The organism is Pirellulales bacterium (assembly GCA_019694455.1).
Classification (GTDB): Bacteria; Planctomycetota; Planctomycetia; order Pirellulales; family JAEUIK01; genus JAIBBY01.
Genome location: JAIBBY010000002.1, coordinates 180,674 through 196,940 on the forward strand (window position 1 = coordinate 180,674; position 16,267 = coordinate 196,940).

Genomic DNA, 16,267 nt, shown 5'->3' on the forward strand with positions numbered 1-16,267 from the left:
ACTTTGATTGCGCGCAACATGATCTGTGATTGCCGTCGCCGAAGCATTGCGCTGCCGCTGGCCGCCATCGCGTTGACGATGCTGACCGCCATCGCTGGTTGCAGCGCCGAGGCGCTGCGCGAAGATCGCTTCAACGATCCGGCCTGGACCCAAAATCTGCGCCCCGCTGATCCGGTCAAGTCCGACCCGTGGGGCCTTTCGAGCCGAGCGCGGCAAATCGAATCGAACATGGGCGTTCGCTAAAGGCCCGTTCGTGGCTCAAGCCGACAGCGCCGTTGCTTGCGTAGACCAGACCGCATCGTTAGGCTCGCGACAGCCAGGTTGAATTGCCGCCACGGAGAGCCGAATGTCCGACGCCGATCGATTGTTTGCCGAAGTGCGCGAGCATGCGCGTCAGACCGCGCTGTTGGCGTCGACCGCCAGCGTGCTGGAATGGGACGAGCGCACCTACATGCCCGGCGCCGCCGGCGAGTATCGGGCCGAACAGATTGCGCAGTTGGCGGGCATGGCGCATGCGCGCTGGGTGGACGAGCGCTTTGGCGACAACCTGACGCGACTGGCCGATCAACTGCATGGCGACCGCACGACCGCCATCGGCGCCACGGTCGCCGAACTCAAGCGGCAGTACGACAAGAAGACGCGACTGCCCCAGTCGCTGGTCGAAGAACTGGCGCGCACCTCGATCTTAGGGCAACAGGTATGGAGCGAGGCGCGGCGCGACGACGACTTTGCTCACCTGCGTCCGGTGCTGGAAAAGTTGTTCGACCTCAAACGGGCCGAGGCCGCGGCGCTGGGCTATCGCGATTCGATCTACGACCCCTTGCTCGACGAGTTTGAGCCCGGCGCCTCGACCGCGGAGGTGCGCGCGGTGCTTGCCGCGCTGCGCGACGCGCTGACACCGCTGGCCCGGGCGATCGCCGGCAGCGGACGCCGGCCTGATGTGTCGCTGCTCGAGCGCCAGTACCCGGTGGACGCGCAGCGCGAGTTTGCCCGCGCGGCCGCGGCGCGCGTGGGCTTTGACTTCGCGCGCGGCCGGCTGGACACCACGGCGCACCCGTTTTGCGCCAGTCTGGGACCGCACGACATTCGCCTGACCACGCGCTACAGCGAGCGTGAATTTTGCGACGCCTTTTTTGGCACCTTGCACGAAGCGGGGCACGGACTGTACGAACAAGGACTGCCACCCGACGAGTTTGGCCTGCCGCTGGGCGAAGCGATGTCATTAGGCATTCACGAGTCGCAGTCGCGGCTATGGGAAAACCTGGTGGGCCGCAGTCGGGCGTTTTGGGAGCATTTGTTTCCCGCTGCGCGCAGCGCTTTTCCGCAGACGCTGGCGTCGACTTCGCTGGACGACTTCTACTTCGCCATCAACGACGTGCGGCCGTCGCTCATTCGCGTGGAGGCGGATGAAGTGACCTATAACTTGCATATCTTTGTCCGCTTTGAATTGGAGCAGGCCCTGCTGGCCGATGACCTGCGCGTGGCCGATCTGCCAGCCGCCTGGAACGAAAGGTATCGCGACTATCTCGGCCTCACGCCGCCCAGCGACGCGGTTGGCGTGCTACAAGACATACATTGGAGCGGCGGCGCGATCGGCTACTTTCCGACCTACGCGCTGGGCAACCTGTACGCCGCCCAGTTCTTTGAACAGGCCGAGTCGGAGGTTGGTCCCTTGAACGAGCAGTTTCGGCGTGGAGAGTTTCAACCGCTGCTGGGCTGGCTGCGCCAGAAGATTCATCGCCACGGCCGGCGGGTGCGCGCGGCGGAACTAGTGCAGGAGGTCACCGGCAGGCCCTTGTCGCACGAACCGCTGTTACGGCATCTGGAGCGTAAACTGGGGCCGCTGTACGGCATGAAATAGCCGCAATTGCGGCGGTTTTTGGGTGGTGGGTCGAGTTGCTTGACACTACCACGCGACACAAGTAGAAGTGGGGCCAGTGTTTAGCCGCTTGGCGGAGGTTCATCCGCGCGACCATAGCCAGATAGTTCGCCGATGGCCAAAGAAAGCCGTCCTTCCAAAGCCCCTCGCGGCGCCGCTCGCGCGCCGAATCTGGCGCAATTGCGCAATCAGATCGACAAGCTCGATAAAGAAATCACCCGACTGGCGAACGAGCGCGCGCGGCTGGCCGTCGAAATCGGCAAGCTCAAGGAAGCCAACGGCAGGCCGTGTTACGACCCCGCTCGCGAAGAAGAAGTCATCAACCGCGCCATGGAGAATAGTCGCGGGCCCCTATCGCCGGAGTGCATCCGGGCGGTGTTTCGCGAACTGATCAGCGGATCGCGCTCTTTGGAAAAGCGGTTGCGGGTAGCCTACCTGGGACCGGAGTACACCTACAGCCATCTGGCCGCGCTCGAGCGGTTTGGCGAGTGCGTCGAGTTCAACCCGGTGGCCACCATTCCGGCCGTGTTCGAGGAAGTGAACCGCGGCCATGCCGATTTCGGCCTGGTGCCGCTGGAGAACTCGACCGATGGCCGTGTGGCCGACACGCTCGATATGTTCACGCGCTTGCCGGTGCGCATCTGCGGCGAGGTGCAACTGCGGATCCACCACAATCTGCTGGCTCGCTGCCAGCGTTCGGAAATCATCGAGGTATACAGTCGTCCGCAGGCGCTGTCGCAATGCCGCAATTGGATCGCCAAGCATCTGCCGCAGGTGCGTCCCGTGGAGGTGATGAGCACGGCCACCGCGGCGCAATTGGCGCGCGACAAGCAAGGCGCGGCGGCCATCGCCAGCGCGGCGGCGGCGGCGCACTACAGCCTGGAAGTGGTCGCCCGCAATATCGAGGACCAGTCGGGCAATCTCACGCGCTTTGCGGTGATTGGGGAGAAATCAGCCGCCCGAACCGGGCACGACATGTCGGCGGTGATGTTCGAGATCGAGCATCGGCCGGGGGCATTGGCCGACGCCATGGCGGTGTTCAAGCGCAATCGGCTGAACATGACCTGGATCGAGTCGTTTCCGATCGCGCGGCCCGAAGGGGGTTACATGTTCTTTGTCGAACTGGTGGGGCACGAGAACGACGCCCGCGTGCAACGGGCGATTGGCATGCTGGCTCGCAAGACGCTGCGGTTCGAGGTGCTGGGATCGTACCCCCGCAGCGCGCCGGTCGATTGAGCCCGCGGCGATCGGGGCCCTAGCTGATTGGGGCCATTTCTGGCTAGAATACTGGGTTTCTAGCCGTCCTGGCCCTGCCCCATAGCCCTAGGTAGTCCCGTGATCATCGTCCTCAAACCCGGCGTCGACGAGGCCGCCATTCAACATGTCGTCGAGCGCATCGAGTCGCTTGGCCTCAAGGCGCACCTCAGTCGCGGCACATATCGCACCATCATTGGGGTGATTGGCGACGAGGCCAAGTTGCAAACGGCGCCCCTGTCGGCCATCCCTGGCGTGGCGCAAGTCATGCCCGTCATGCCCCCCTTCAAACTCGCCAGCATCGAGGCGCACGGCGAGCCGAGCATTGTCGACGTGGCGGGGGTGAAGATTGGCGGCGGCTACCTGGCGATGATCTCCGGTCCCTGCGCGATCGAGAACTACGATCGGCTCGACCAGATTGCCGGGGCCATCAAGGCGGCGGGCGCCAACATCTTGCGCGGCGGCGCCTTCAAGCCCCGCACTAGCCCCTACGCGTTTCAAGGACTGGGCGAGGAAGGGCTCAAGATCTTGCGCGAGGTGGGAGACAAGCACGGCATGCCGGTGGTCACCGAGGTGATGGATCCGCGGCGCGTGGAAGTCGTGGCGCAATACGCCGACATGATTCAGATCGGCGCCCGCAACATGCAGAACTTTTCGCTGCTGACCGAGGTGGGCAAGGCGCACAAGCCGGTGCTGCTCAAGCGCGGGATGAGCGCCACGGCCAAAGACCTGCTCATGAGCGCGGAATATGTCATGTCGGAAGGGACCGCCGAAGTGGTGCTGTGCGAGCGCGGCGTGAAGAGCTTCGATACCGACACGCGCAACCTGTTCGACGTGGCCTGCGTGCCGCTCATCAAGACGTTGTCGCACCTGCCGATCATTGTTGATCCGAGCCATGCCACGGGCCGCCCCGATCTCATCCCCGCCTGTGCCTTGGCTGGGTTGGCCGCCGGCGCCGACGGTGTGCATATCGAGGTTCACAATTGCCCTGAGGAGGCGCTCTCCGATGGGCAGCAGGCGTTGCTGCCTGAGCAATATGCCGAGATTGCCAAACAGATGAGGGCCTTAGCGGGGGTGCTCGGCAAGCGCTTCGCCGAGATGGAGCCAGCGACGGCGGGGGCCCGCTGATGCGACGCAAGCTCATCGCCGGAAACTGGAAGATGCACCTGGCTCGCGAATCGGCCGTGTCGCTGGCGCGCGAAGTGGCCAAAGGGGCTGGCGGCAATGCTTCAGTCGATTTGGCCATTTGCCCGCCATTTGTCTATCTCGATGCCGTTGCCGGCGCGCTGGCCGGTACACGCGTGGGGCTTGGCGCACAAGATATGTATCACGAGCCGCAAGGCGCCTTCACTGGCGAGATCAGCGCCGCGATGCTGCTCGATCTGGGCTGCCAGTACGTCATCTTGGGACATTCGGAGCGCCGGCATGTGCTCGGCGAGACCGACCAGGCGATCAACCAAAAGACCTTGGCCGCCCTGGCCGCCGCGGTGGGCGGAAAATCGCTGACGCCGATCGTGTGCGTGGGCGAGCTATTGGCCGAGCGCGAGGCGGGCCGCACCGGCGCGGTGATTCAATCGCAGGTCGCCGGGTCGCTGGCGGGGCTGTCGCCGGCGCAAATGGAGCGGGTGATCATCGCCTACGAGCCGGTTTGGGCGATCGGCACCGGCAAGGTGGCCACGCCTGAGCAGGCCGAAGAGGTGCATAGAGACCTTCGCAAGCTTTTGGCGGAGCGATACAATGCCGCGACTGCCGGCGCCGTGCGAATTTTGTACGGCGGCAGCGTCAAGCCAGACAACGCCGGGCAGTTGATGGCCCAGCCCAATATCGACGGCGCCCTGGTGGGAGGCGCCAGCCTCAAGGCCGTCGATTTTTTGGGCATTGCCGCCGCCGCGGGCTGACCGGCAACCTCCGCGAACCGATCGTGGCTGGCCCTCGTGGCCGCACTGGAGTGAATATGGAATACGTGTTGATGACACTGCTCTTGCTGGTGGCCCTGTTCTTGATCTTGCTGGTGCTCATCCAGCGCGGTCGAGGGGGCGGGCTGGCAGGCGCGTTCGGCGGCATGGGCGGCCAAAGCGCGTTCGGCGCCAAAGCGGGCGATCTGTTCACGCGGATCACCATTGTGGTGGCCACCGTGTGGATTTTGCTCTGCGTGGTGACGATCAAGTACCTCAGTAGCTCAGGCGACATCGTGAGCGGCTTGGGGCAAACCAATCCGGCGCCACCGATTGGCGGCGGCGCGCCGGCCAGCGCTCCCAGCAGCGCGCCGGCGACAACTCCACCCGCCACTACGCCTCCGCCAGCGACCACGCCCCCGGCAGGCGAAGGCGCCGCTGCCACGCCGTCGGCTACTGAAGCGCCGGCCAGCGAACCCGCGGCGGCGACTCCCCCGGCGGCCGAGACACCCACCCCTTAATCGCGCGTTGTCGACAGCGGCTAGCGCCGCGGACTAGAGACCGCCCCGCGGATCGTCAGGAGCGAATTGCCGTGCTGTTGAGCATGACCGGTTTCGGGGAGGCTCATCACCAGCAGAATGGTCTGGCGATCGCGGTGGAAGTGCGCACGATCAATAGTCGCTATTTCAAGCTGACGGTGCGCGCCAGCGAGCCGTACACTGTCTTCGAGTCAGAGATTGAAGATCTGGTGCGGCAGCAGGTGAAGCGCGGCACGGTGCAGGTGAATTTGCGGATCGACAAACCCAAATCGGCCGACACCTACCGCATCAACGCCGACGCGCTGGCCAGCTATCGCGAACAGTTGGAGGGACTGCACGCCCGTTGGCATTTAAAAGAGGCGGTGACGCTTGAGCGGCTGTTGATCTTGCCGGGCGTGGTCGACGAGGGACGCCCCAGTCGCGACGACGTGCGCGAGGACTGGCCCCTTATTCGTCGCACGATCAACAAGGCGCTGGAGCGCTTGGCCGCGATGCGGGCCCAGGAAGGGCGCGCGATGGCCGACGACCTGCGGGCCAATTGCGGCCAGATCGCCAGCGAGTTGGCGGCCGTGACGGAGCGGGCGCCACTGGTGGTCGACGCCTATCGCGCTCGACTCGAAGATCGATTGAAGCGCGTGCTCGACGAATATCAGATCTCGCTTGATCCGGCCGACCTGATCAAGGAACTGAGCCTGTTCGCCGAGCGGAGCGACATTTCGGAAGAAACCGTGCGCTTGGCCAGCCACCTGGAGCAGGTGGATGGCATGCTCAGCTCCACCGAGAGCTCGGGCCGCAAGCTGGAGTTTTTGACGCAGGAAATGTTTCGCGAAACGAACACCATCGGCTCCAAGGCCAACGATCTGGAGATCGCCAAGCACGTGATCGAAATGAAAGCGGCGATCGAACGAATTCGTGAAATGATCCAAAACATCGAATGACCCGTCCCGCGCTCGGCGCGCCATCACGCCAGCAGTCGACCATGACCCACACCGCCCCGGGGCGCTTGATTATCATTTCCGGGCCTTCGGGGTCGGGCAAAAGCACGCTGCTCAAGCGGCTGTTCGAGGAGTGTCCGCGGCCGCTGTTGGCCAGCGTATCGGCCACGACCCGCCTGCCGCGGCCCGGCGAGGTGGATGGCGTCGACTATCATTTTCTCGGCAACGCGGAGTTCCAGCGGCGGCGGCTGGCCGGCGAGTTTTTGGAATGTTTCGAGGTCTATCAGGGGGGGCACTGGTACGGCACCCTGCGCAGCGAGGTGTGCCCTAGCCTGGCCGCGGGAAAATGGGTAGTCTTAGAGATTGACGTGCAGGGCACGCTGGCGCTGCTGAACGAATTTCCCGACGCGCTGACCATCTTCGTCGAACCTGGATCGCTGCAAGAGTTGGAACGCCGGCTCCGCGCGCGGGGCACCGAATCCGAGGCCGCCATCCAGAGCCGCCTTGAGGGCGCCCGCCGCGAAATGGCCTACGTCGACCGCTACCGCTATCGCGTCGTCAATGATCGGCTCGAACGCTGCTTGCAGGAAATCTGCGACATCCTGACCAAGACCGGAGACTGACCGTAACATGCTCGAAGATCTCAAAGAAGAAAGCATCGTCAACAAAGTGGGTGGACGCTTCAAGCTGTCGACCCTCATTCAAAAGCGCCTGGTCGCTTTGAACGCCGGCGCGCGGCCGCTGGTCGAGGCCAACACCAGCGACAAGATGCAGATCGTGATCCAGGAAATCATCCAGGACAAGATCTTCCTCGATCAAAGCTCCAATGTGCGCGTGCGCGGCGAGGAAGACGGGCCGATCGGCGGACCTCCCGAGCTCGATCTCAGCAACCTATAACATTGGCCCGCTTGGGCGGCGCGCGGCCGCTGGCCAAGCGCGCTGCCGGCAGGATGATCCATGTCGCTCGCAGGACGAGAGATCGTGGTTGGCGTGACGGGTGGCATCGCGGCCTATAAGACGGCCGCCCTGGTCAGCCAGTTGGCGCAGGCCGGCGCCGGCGTGAGCGTCATCCTCACCGAGTCGGCCGAGAGCTTCGTGGGCGCCGCCACGTTCGCCGCGCTCACCGGCCGCCCCGTGCTCACCCAGCGCTTTGACGAAGCGGCGCATCCGTTGGGCCCTCACATCGACCTGGCCGCCCGCGGCGAACTGCTGTGCGTGGCGCCGGCCACCGCGAACTTTCTGGCCAAGACCGTGGCGGGCATGGCCGACGATCTGCTCTCGACCACCGTGCTGGCGTTCACGGGGCACATCTTGATCGCGCCGGCCATGAACACGGCCATGTGGAACAAACCCGCCGTGCAGCGCAACGTGCGGCAGCTTCGCGACGACGGCTTTGTGCTGGTCGATCCCGAAGAAGGCTGGCTCAGTTGCCGGCAGCGCGGCGTGGGGCGCATGGCGGCGCCCGAGGCCATCTTGGCCGCCATCGAAAAGCAGTTGAGCCGCGTGATATAAGGTCGGCGCGATCCGCACAGGTCACTCGTGGCGCACATCCTCATCACTTCCGGTCCCACGCGGCAATATCTCGATCCGGTCCGCTACCTGACCAACGCCTCCAGCGGACGCATGGGCAAAGCGCTGGCCGAGGCGGCCTTGGCGCTGGGGCATCAGGTGACGATCGTCACCGGGCCGGTGGAAGTGAGCTATCCCGCCGGCGCCGAGGCGATTCGTATCATCTCGACCGAAGAGTTGCTCGAAACATGCCGCCGCGTCTTTCCGCTCTGCGACGGCCTGATCGGCGCCGCCGCTCCGTGCGACTACCGCCCCCACAAGGTCGCGGAGAACAAGATCAGCAAGACGGGAGAGCCGCTGCGACTGGAACTGATCGAAACGCCCGACGTGGTCGCCACGATGGCGACCAGCAAACAGCCGCGGCAATGGGTGGTGGGGTTCGCGCTGGAGACCGAGGACCAACGCTTGCGGGCCTTGGCCAAGTTGGAACGCAAGAGTTGCGACCTCATCGTGCTCAACGGGCCCGACGCGATGAACGCCCTGGACAATCAGGTGGAGATCATCGACCGCCATGGCGACGTGCTCGCAGCGATCTCTGGCGCCAAGGAGGCGGTGGCCACCGCCATCTTGCGCGTGATCGACGAGCAGTTGATCCGCGCATGACGCTGGCGGGCGGCTAGCATTTCAATCGGCGCGGCGAAACGCCTCGGTCGGCAGCGGAATATTGTTGAACTGCGCCGTCAATGCGCGCTGCGAGCGCAAGCGGGGATAGGTCACGCGCAGTCGCGCCGGTTGGCCGGCGGAGCCTTCCGCCACGCGCCGAAACGTGAGCCGCGCGCCAATCGCTTCGGCCGCCAGTTCATACGCCTCGTCGACTAGTTCCAGCGGGCGCCCGGCGGCATCGAGCAGTTCGTAACGGTTCTCATGAAACACGGCTTCTGGCGGCTCCGGCAATAACTCGTCGTAGCTGACCGCCAGGCATAGATCGACCAGTGTGTCGCTCTTGGGCTGACACTCTTCGACCGCGACTTCCATGCCGTCTGCCCGCGCCGCGGCGCCAACGCTAAGGTCGTCGATCAGCAGTTGCGCCGGATCGCCGGCGGCCATCAGTTCCCATTCGAGCAATAAGGTTTCCAGGGTTCGCGCTGGATCGCCGGGGGGCTGTAGTTTCACTTCCAGCGTGACTTGCTTGGCGCCCGTGCCGATAATCTGCCAATCGCGCGGCGTTTCCACCGGCAATAGTGGTTCGCCGGCATCGGGGCGCGCTGCCAGCACTTGCGGCGCCGCGCGGTAGGCGGTGAGCTGCAGGCGATCTTCCCACAGCACATGAAAGACGAGCTTGAAGCTGTGCGCTCGCTTGAGCGACAAATCGCGATAGGTCAACTCGTCGTCGAGCACGCGCCGCGCGCTGACCAGTTCCAGGCGAAACGGACCGCTGTAGGCCAACGGGTTTTGCCCCGCCTTGCCGGTCACCAGCACCACGCCCGGCTGCCGTGCGTCGTAATGAGGACGAAGCGAGTTGCCGGTCAGCCGGCACAACTCGTCGAGCGACTGCCAGTAGCCGCCAGACTCCACGCCCAGTGTCGCCGGCGCGTCGTTGAACAACTCGAACCGCGTGCCCGTCGAGACGTGATTGGTGGTTTGGCGGGCGATCTCTGGCAGCGCTTGCGAGAGGAGCCGAGGTTGGTCGCCCAGCGCGACGCTGGCGCCGCGCCATAGTTCTTCGGTCTTGAGCCGCCGCAAAAGTTCGCCTGCCCGCTGCCGCACTTCCAAGTCGGCGCTCTGGGCGGCCAGCTCCAACTGTTGGCGACTGGCGCCCCCCAGTTGAGCGAGGGACCGCATCGCGGCTTCGCGGGCAACGTAGCTTTCGGCGCCCAGATCGCGCACCAGCCGGGCCACACGGACCGTTTCGCGGTCATCCTGAGCGAAGAGCGGCGCCGCGACATTGCCGGCAACGCCTAGCGCCAGGGCCAATCGATGGAGGATCTTCATGATCCGCCTCGCGGTTGTGGACTACGCAACCATCTTGGTTGCGGGGCGACCTGTCACCCACAGAGCGCTACTCGCGCCGACTGCCGACAATGGACCGCTGGCAGGCGCGCGTCGGTGGTGCTAGAAACTGCTGAAGCGCCAGCGTCTGGTTCGGCCTCGCCGCCCCATGCGGCGGGCGGGAAGAATAGCGACGACCCGCGCGGCGGTCAATAGCTGGTTCGCTGGCGCCAGGTCGATTCATCTTGGGAGCATTCACGTTCTATGATTGATTGCGTCAGCGCCGGCGTGTTGGTCGCCGATCACTTATGCACCCCGATTTCGCACTTACCTCAGCCGGGCGAATTGGTGTTGGCCGAAGATCTGCCGTTGGCCATCGGTGGCTGTGCGGCGAACGCGAGCATCGACCTGGCGCGGCTTGGCGCGCGTGTGGAGGTGGTGGGCTGCGTCGGCCAAGACGCCTTTGGCCGCTACATCGCCGAGACACTGGAGTCAGCAGGGGTGGGCGCCGTGGGGCTGCGACACATTGCCGAGCGTCCCACCAGCGGCACGCTCATCATCAATGTCGCTGGTCAAGATCGCCGCTTTATCCATTGCCAAGGCGCCAACGCGGCGCTGCGGGTGGAAGACATCGATTTTGAGTTGGTGCGGCAAGCCAAGGTCTTTTACCTCGGCGGCTACCTGCTGATGCCGGCGCTGGAGGCCAAGGGCCTGGCGGCGCTATTTGCCCGCGCGCGCGCCGCGGGGGTGACGACCGTGCTCGACGTGGTGCTGCCCGGCCCCGGTGACCATTGGGCGCAGCTTGAGCCGGTGCTGCGCGAGACCGACGTTTTTTTGCCCAACAGCGATGAGGCGCGGATCATCACCGGCGAACAAGACCCGGTGCGGCAGGCCGAGCGATTTCGCGCGGCGGGGGCCCGCGTGGCGGTGATCACCTGCGGCGGCGACGGCACGGTCTTGCTGGGCGAGGGGCTGCGCTTGCGCGCGGGGGCGTTTGAGATGCCGTTTGTCGGCGGCACCGGCGCGGGAGACGCCTTTGACGCCGGTTACATCGCCGGGCTATTGCGAGATGAATCGCCGCGCCGCTGCCTGGAGTGGGGCGCGGCGCTCGGCGCCAGTTGCGTGCGCGCGGTCGGCGCCACCGAGGCGGTGTTCAACCGCGCCGAGGCCGAAGCCTATCTGCGCGACCACCAATTGCGCATCGAAGAGTTTTGACAGCGCAAAAAAATCGACGGCCGCGCCCGCATTCGAGCGCGACCGTCGATTCAACGTCCAAACCGGTTACTCAATCGGGATCGAGTACCCCAGCGCGCCAATCGGATGCCCTTCTTTGACGCTCTTGTAGTTCTCATGGCACATGGTGCACTTCTGCAGCACCACCGGCAAGGCGGTCACGGCGCGGAGCACGGGCTTGCCGTCCGTGATTTCCACCCGCTCAAAGTAATCCTTGCCATCATTCAGTTGCTTGATGCCTTCCTTCTCGAAGTCGTCGGAAGCCGTGTTTTCTTCGTCGTACGGTTCGCCCGTCGCGTCGAGCAGTTCCACCTTGTGGTGTCCCTTCTGCGACACTGCTTCGAACAGGGCCACCGCCGCGCTGCCCGCGGCAAAGTCGTCCTCGTCGTGCACGTACTTTTCGGTGATCAGGACCACCGCGTTTTTGTAGACGTCGTCGAGCATGCGGACCGTCTTGCGGGCCCGGTCGACCGCGGCCTCGTCGGGTTGCGAGGGCGCCTTCTCGGCCGCCACGGCCACCGAGACGAGCAGCGCCGCGGCTGCAATGGACAACGAGCGTTTCATTCTGGCTCCTTTTACTGGCTGCAAAAAAATGGCGTGCGGGGTGCGTGGACGGCCCACGCGATGAATGAAACACGATAATATAATTGGATTGAGTTGTCTAATTTGTTTCTTACCAAGAGATTCCGAATCGGCCCGGCGCGCCAGCGCGTTCCGATCGCATTACAATGCCGACATCCCGGTTATTCACAACGTCTTGGCATAGGAACGTCGCCATGCTCTCGCGCGTAACTTGTTTGACAGTCGCCGCTTTCTTGCTTGGGTCGCTCGCCATCGCCGCCGCAGACGAAGCGCCGGCCAAGCCCAAACCCGCGAGCCCCAGCCAGTTTTTTGATTCCAACGGCGTGAAAATCCATTACACCGTGCAGGGCGAAGGCGAGCCCGTCCTGTTGATTCACGGGTTCACGATGAATATCGCCATGCAATGGACCGGGCCGGGCGTGCTGCCCGAGTTGGCCAAGCAGTACCAGGTGATCGCGATCGACAATCGCGGACATGGCAGAAGCGGCAAACCGCACGAACCGGAAAAATACGGCCTGGAAATGGCCGAAGATCAGATTCGACTGCTCGATCATTTGGGCGTCAAAAAGGCGCATGTCGTAGGCTATTCGATGGGGGGCTTCATCACGTCCAAACTGCTGACCAGCCATCCCGATCGAGTGGCGACCGCCACGCTCGGCGGCGCTGGTTGGACGCGCGAAGGAGACCAGCGGGTGAACACCCTCAACGAATTGGCCGACTCGTTGGAAGCGGGCAAAGGCATTGGTCCCCTGATCAAGCACCTCACGCCCGCCGGACAGCCCCAGCCGACCGAAGACGAATTGCGCACGATCAACTCGATGGTGATGTTGATGAACGACCCAAAAGCCCTGGCTGCCGTAATACGAGGTATGCAAGGGCTCATGGTGCCGGAGGAAGCGCTGCGCAAAAACAAAGTGCCAACCTTGGCATTGATTGGCAGCATCGATCCGCTCAAAGATGGCGTCGACGCCATGGAAGAAGTGATGTCGCAGCTTGAGGTGGTGGAGATTGAAGGCGCCGATCACATGAACGCCCCGGCTCGGCCGGAATTCATCAGCAACCTGAAACGCTTCCTGGCGGCTCACCCCATTGGCAAGTCGGCGCCGCAAGAAGTTGCCGAGCCAGTGGCGGCGGGCAAGTGAACCAACGGGAACAGAATTAGCACGCGCTGGCAAACAGGCGCCGGGTTTGTCAGTGCGGCACGGACTGTCGGGAGCGGGCGTGATTAGAGTACTGAGCTACAACATCCATAAAGGCATTGGCGGCCGCGATCGACTCTATCGGCTGGAGCGCATCATCCGCGTGATTCAGGCCGAAGCGCCAGACATCGTCTGTCTGCAAGAGGTCGATCGCAACGTGCCACGCTCGGCGCACGACGATCAGCCGCAACTGTTGGCCGAACTGCTCGAGCGCGAACATCAGCTTTATCAACTGAATGTGCATCTCAAGGAGGGGGGCTACGGCAATCTGGTGCTGTCGCGCTTTCCGCTGCGGCAGGCGCATCAGGTGTCGCTCACATGGCGCAATCACGTGCGCGCCAAAAAGCCGCGTGGCGCGCAGATCACCGTGGTCGATACCCCGCACGGCCCGCTGCACCTGGTGAACTGGCATCTCGGTCTGGCCGAGTACGAACGCGAGTGGCAGGCCAATCACTTGTTGCAGCACCGACTCTTTCGCGAGGCGGCCGACCTGCCGACGCTCATCGTTGGCGACTTCAACGACTGGCGCAATTGCCTGCCCGGCGGCAGCCTGGGGCATCACGGCTTTGAGCAGGCGACGGCGCCGATCTCGCAGTTTCGCTCGTTTCCGGCCTATCTGCCGGTGGGTTCGCTCGACAAGGCTTTCTACCGCGGCAAGCTGCGCGTGCGCCAGGCCGCCGTGGTCCGCAGCGCGGTGGCGCGGCTCGCCTCGGATCATCTGCCGCTTGTGGTTGAACTCGATCTCAAGTCGCACGCCGCCACCGACGCGGCATAAGCTCGACGCCGCGCAAACGCGGCGCCATGCGGCGAGTCGGGTTACAATCGTCGCCATGAAGCCCGACGACATCTGCCCACGACCGCGGCCCCTGCCGCCCGGCGACTCGGCCCCGCTGGCCGAGCCGATTCAGCTTTCCACCGTCTATCGCTGCCGCGATCCCGAGCACGCCGACGCGCTGCTGTCGGGCGCCGAGGCGGGCTATGTCTATCGTCGCGACAGCCACCCCAACGCCGACGCGCTGGCCGCGCAGTGCCGCGCGCTGCACGGCGCCGAAGAGGCCGCCGCCTGCGGATCTGGCATGTCGGCGCTGGCCGCCATTGTGCTCGCGCACTTGAAGGCTGGAGATCACCTGGTGGTCAGCGATCAGCTTTACGGCCGCAGCCTCACGCTGGCGCGCGACGAAACGGCTCGGCTGGGGGTCGAATGTTCGGTGGTCGACGCGCTCGACGCCCAGGCCGTCGCCGCGGCGCTGCGCGACAATACGCGGCTGTTGCTCATCGAAACCATTGCCAACCCCACATTGGCCGTGGCCGACATCGCCGCGCTGGCCCATCTCGCGCACCAGCGCGGCGCGCTGCTGGTGGTCGACAACACCTTTGCCAGTCCCGCCCTCTGCCGACCGCTCGAACATGGCGCCGACCTGGTGTATGAGAGCGTCACCAAGATCATGAACGGCCATAGCGACGTGCTGCTGGGCGTGGTTTGCGGACCTTCGCGACACTGGCAGCGCATGCGGCACGTGATCGCCACCTGGGGACTGATGGCCAGCCCGCTGGAGTGCTGGCTCGCGGCGCGCGGCATCGGCACGTTGGCGCTGCGCGCCGAGCGGGCGGGGACCAATGCAGAGCAAGTGGCGCAGCGACTGGCGCGATCGGCGGCCGTGTCGTCGGTGCGCTACCCAGGTCTGGCGGCGCATCCGCAGCACGAGTTGGCGCGGCGTCAATTTGGCGGGCGGTATGGCGCGATGGTCACGTTCACGCTGGGTGGCGGCGCCGAGGCGGCCGCGCGATTCATTCACGCCGCCCATCAAATACCGTTCGCGCCGTCGCTGGGCGAACTGAGCACCACGCTCAGTCATCCGTGCAGCACTAGCCACCGGGCGCTGTCGGCCGACCAGCGGCAGCGACTTGGAATCTGCGAGGGGATGATTCGCCTGTCGATCGGCGTCGAATCGGCCGAGTTCATCCTCGCCGCCCTCGATGAAGGCCTGGCCGCCGTCTGATGGGCGACCCGAACCATCAGGGCTCGTGCTCTGCGGCAGCACCGCGATGTTCGCCGCCGGCCTCGCCTGTGGACGCAAGCAACTTTTCAATCAGGGAATCCAGCTCGGCGGCTTTGGGATCAATCGCGCGAATTGTGCCCGCCGCATCCAGCACGTAAACCGTTGGCCAATGCAACACGTTAAAGGCTGATTGCGCTGGCCCCTCGGTCGACTCGCCGTCCCACAACGACGCCCATTGCATTCGCTCGGCGGCTATCGTTCGCTGCGCGGTTTGTCGATCATCGCCGCAGTTGACGCCCAACAGCACAAACGGCTTGTCTTTCCAGCGCTCGACCAACTCGCGCTCGTGCGGAACCATCCCCATGCAGGGACCGCACCACGAACCCCAAAACACGATTAACACCACCTTGCCGCGATAATCGGCCAGATCGATGGCGACGCCGTCCACCGACTCGCCGCGCAGCAGGGGGGCCGGTTGACCCACCGTGAGATGGGGAATGTTTCTCACCCGAGCCAGCGACGATGTAGCCAGATCGCGCAGATTCTTGCCATCGCTTGTCAGCACATCCGCATAGTTTTCGAGGACATCCACAAACTGCTTTTCGGCGTCGGCCAAGAGCGCGGCGGTTTGTTCCGGCGTTATGGGGCGCCCCCAATCGTCGCGAGCCGTTTGTCGAAAGTATTCCCCCAAGCCATAGGTGGCCATGCCGCGCACCTCACGCATGGGATGCTCCTTGGCCACGGCCCGCAGAATCGACTCCGCGGCCGGATCGTTGTTGCTGTGGCGCAGCAGACTGCAAAGCCTGCCCATCTCCGGGTTGGCGAGCTGATCCTTGAGCGCGATATCGACCAACTGCTCGTCGACGCCGAGCGAGTGACTCATTTCGCCTTCGAGCGCGATCAGGCCCTCAATCACAGCCGGTTGCTGACGGTTCGCCTTAATGAGCGCGATCAGTTCCTGGGCCATTGGCCTCGCGTCGTTGCTGTATTCCAGATTGGCCCGAGAAACTTGTTTGCCGTATTCAGCCGCGCCTAGTCCCTTGCGCTGTTGGGCGAGCGTATCGAGCTCGTCGTAAAACTCTTTTCTGCGCTGGCGATGGGTCGCCGCGATGGCGGATATCTTCTCGGCGAGAGTCGATGCCTGGCCTTCGTCGCTCTTGTCGGCTGGCTCCGCAGCGCGGCAAAAATTAGTGGACAAACTCAAAACCAGCGCCATCACGATCCACGTGTTTCGCATGAGAATGCTCCCGTCG

General features: G+C 64.4%; 18 protein-coding genes. 15 read left to right on the top strand and 3 right to left on the bottom strand.

Annotated features, from left to right (window positions below):
• Positions 1-18: 18 nt before the first annotated feature.
• From K1X71_02035 to K1X71_02085, 11 genes are all read left to right on the top strand, one after another.
• Entirely contained in the window at positions 19-243 is a 225-nt protein-coding gene (locus K1X71_02035; protein ID MBX7071902.1) for a hypothetical protein, read from the top strand.
• 103 nt (positions 244-346) lie between these two features.
• Positions 347-1,861 (top strand): carboxypeptidase M32, encoded by a 1,515-nt coding sequence (locus tag K1X71_02040; GenBank protein MBX7071903.1) that lies wholly within the window; start codon positions 347-349, stop codon positions 1,859-1,861.
• Positions 1,862-1,993: 132 nt separating this feature from the next.
• On the top strand, positions 1,994-3,115 hold the full coding sequence (gene pheA, locus K1X71_02045) for a prephenate dehydratase (GenBank protein MBX7071904.1): 1,122 nt from the start codon (positions 1,994-1,996) through the stop codon (positions 3,113-3,115).
• A 99-nt stretch (positions 3,116-3,214) separates the two neighbouring features.
• Positions 3,215-4,261 carry a 3-deoxy-7-phosphoheptulonate synthase gene (gene aroF / locus K1X71_02050; protein ID MBX7071905.1) on the top strand — a complete coding sequence of 349 codons (1,047 nt, stop codon included), beginning with the start codon at positions 3,215-3,217 and terminating at the stop codon, positions 4,259-4,261.
• Positions 4,258-5,031, top strand: coding sequence for a triose-phosphate isomerase (tpiA, locus tag K1X71_02055; protein ID MBX7071906.1), 774 nt, complete (start codon positions 4,258-4,260; stop codon positions 5,029-5,031). Before aroF ends, tpiA begins: the two co-directional genes overlap by 4 nt.
• Before the next feature lie 56 nt (positions 5,032-5,087).
• Positions 5,088-5,549, top strand: coding sequence for a preprotein translocase subunit SecG (gene secG, locus K1X71_02060; GenBank protein MBX7071907.1), 462 nt, complete (start codon positions 5,088-5,090; stop codon positions 5,547-5,549).
• 83 nt (positions 5,550-5,632) lie between these two features.
• The gene (locus K1X71_02065; protein MBX7071908.1) at positions 5,633-6,505 is read left to right on the top strand and encodes a YicC family protein; all 873 of its coding nucleotides are present in this window, start codon (positions 5,633-5,635) and stop codon (positions 6,503-6,505) included.
• A gap of 41 nt (positions 6,506-6,546) precedes the next feature.
• Positions 6,547-7,125, top strand: coding sequence for a guanylate kinase (gmk, locus tag K1X71_02070; GenBank protein ID MBX7071909.1), 579 nt, complete (start codon positions 6,547-6,549; stop codon positions 7,123-7,125).
• Positions 7,126-7,132: 7 nt separating this feature from the next.
• Positions 7,133-7,399, top strand: a complete 267-nt coding sequence (locus K1X71_02075; GenBank protein ID MBX7071910.1) for a DNA-directed RNA polymerase subunit omega — start codon at positions 7,133-7,135, stop codon at positions 7,397-7,399.
• A gap of 60 nt (positions 7,400-7,459) precedes the next feature.
• Positions 7,460-8,014, top strand: a complete 555-nt coding sequence (locus K1X71_02080; GenBank protein ID MBX7071911.1) for a phosphopantothenoylcysteine decarboxylase — start codon at positions 7,460-7,462, stop codon at positions 8,012-8,014.
• Between the two features lie 27 nt (positions 8,015-8,041).
• Positions 8,042-8,674 (top strand): phosphopantothenoylcysteine decarboxylase, encoded by a 633-nt coding sequence (locus tag K1X71_02085; protein MBX7071912.1) that lies wholly within the window; start codon positions 8,042-8,044, stop codon positions 8,672-8,674.
• A 21-nt stretch (positions 8,675-8,695) separates the two neighbouring features.
• Here the strand turns inward: K1X71_02085 and K1X71_02090 are convergent, their stop codons facing one another.
• Positions 8,696-10,003 carry a hypothetical protein gene (locus K1X71_02090; GenBank protein ID MBX7071913.1) on the bottom strand — a complete coding sequence of 436 codons (1,308 nt, stop codon included), beginning with the start codon at positions 10,001-10,003 and terminating at the stop codon, positions 8,696-8,698.
• A gap of 261 nt (positions 10,004-10,264) precedes the next feature.
• Here K1X71_02090 and K1X71_02095 point away from each other — a divergent pair, with 261 nt between their 5' ends.
• Entirely contained in the window at positions 10,265-11,215 is a 951-nt protein-coding gene (locus tag K1X71_02095; protein MBX7071914.1) for a carbohydrate kinase family protein, read from the top strand.
• 66 nt (positions 11,216-11,281) lie between these two features.
• Here K1X71_02095 and K1X71_02100 read toward each other — a convergent pair whose 3' ends face one another.
• Positions 11,282-11,797 (bottom strand): DUF3365 domain-containing protein, encoded by a 516-nt coding sequence (locus K1X71_02100; protein ID MBX7071915.1) that lies wholly within the window; start codon positions 11,795-11,797, stop codon positions 11,282-11,284.
• A gap of 212 nt (positions 11,798-12,009) precedes the next feature.
• Between K1X71_02100 and K1X71_02105 the strand changes: the two genes are divergently transcribed.
• The 3 genes from K1X71_02105 (at position 12,010) to K1X71_02115 (ending at position 15,014) form a co-directional block, all read left to right on the top strand.
• Positions 12,010-12,957: an alpha/beta hydrolase gene (locus K1X71_02105; protein MBX7071916.1), complete on the top strand. Its 948-nt coding sequence runs from the start codon at positions 12,010-12,012 to the stop codon at positions 12,955-12,957.
• A gap of 79 nt (positions 12,958-13,036) precedes the next feature.
• On the top strand, positions 13,037-13,789 hold the full coding sequence (locus K1X71_02110; GenBank protein ID MBX7071917.1) for an endonuclease/exonuclease/phosphatase family protein: 753 nt from the start codon (positions 13,037-13,039) through the stop codon (positions 13,787-13,789).
• 55 nt (positions 13,790-13,844) lie between these two features.
• Positions 13,845-15,014: an aminotransferase class I/II-fold pyridoxal phosphate-dependent enzyme gene (locus tag K1X71_02115; GenBank protein MBX7071918.1), complete on the top strand. Its 1,170-nt coding sequence runs from the start codon at positions 13,845-13,847 to the stop codon at positions 15,012-15,014.
• Positions 15,015-15,030: 16 nt separating this feature from the next.
• On the opposite strand, the gene K1X71_02120 is transcribed toward K1X71_02115, so the two are convergent.
• Positions 15,031-16,251, bottom strand: a complete 1,221-nt coding sequence (locus K1X71_02120) for a TlpA family protein disulfide reductase (GenBank protein ID MBX7071919.1) — start codon at positions 16,249-16,251, stop codon at positions 15,031-15,033.
• Positions 16,252-16,267 lie beyond the last annotated feature (16 nt).

Coding starts and splice junctions, on each gene's coding strand:
- K1X71_02095 (MBX7071914.1), top strand. CDS start 10,265: ATGATTGATTGCGTCAGCGCCGGCGTGTTGGTCGCCGATCACTTATGC.
- K1X71_02090 (MBX7071913.1), bottom strand. CDS start 10,003: ATGAAGATCCTCCATCGATTGGCCCTGGCGCTAGGCGTTGCCGGCAAT.
- pheA (MBX7071904.1), top strand. CDS start 1,994: ATGGCCAAAGAAAGCCGTCCTTCCAAAGCCCCTCGCGGCGCCGCTCGC.
- K1X71_02100 (MBX7071915.1), bottom strand. CDS start 11,797: ATGAAACGCTCGTTGTCCATTGCAGCCGCGGCGCTGCTCGTCTCGGTG.
- K1X71_02065 (MBX7071908.1), top strand. CDS start 5,633: ATGACCGGTTTCGGGGAGGCTCATCACCAGCAGAATGGTCTGGCGATC.
- secG (MBX7071907.1), top strand. CDS start 5,088: ATGGAATACGTGTTGATGACACTGCTCTTGCTGGTGGCCCTGTTCTTG.
- K1X71_02040 (MBX7071903.1), top strand. CDS start 347: ATGTCCGACGCCGATCGATTGTTTGCCGAAGTGCGCGAGCATGCGCGT.
- K1X71_02075 (MBX7071910.1), top strand. CDS start 7,133: ATGCTCGAAGATCTCAAAGAAGAAAGCATCGTCAACAAAGTGGGTGGA.
- K1X71_02115 (MBX7071918.1), top strand. CDS start 13,845: ATGAAGCCCGACGACATCTGCCCACGACCGCGGCCCCTGCCGCCCGGC.
- gmk (MBX7071909.1), top strand. CDS start 6,547: ATGACCCACACCGCCCCGGGGCGCTTGATTATCATTTCCGGGCCTTCG.
- K1X71_02035 (MBX7071902.1), top strand. CDS start 19: ATGATCTGTGATTGCCGTCGCCGAAGCATTGCGCTGCCGCTGGCCGCC.
- K1X71_02120 (MBX7071919.1), bottom strand. CDS start 16,251: ATGCGAAACACGTGGATCGTGATGGCGCTGGTTTTGAGTTTGTCCACT.
- K1X71_02080 (MBX7071911.1), top strand. CDS start 7,460: ATGTCGCTCGCAGGACGAGAGATCGTGGTTGGCGTGACGGGTGGCATC.
- K1X71_02105 (MBX7071916.1), top strand. CDS start 12,010: ATGCTCTCGCGCGTAACTTGTTTGACAGTCGCCGCTTTCTTGCTTGGG.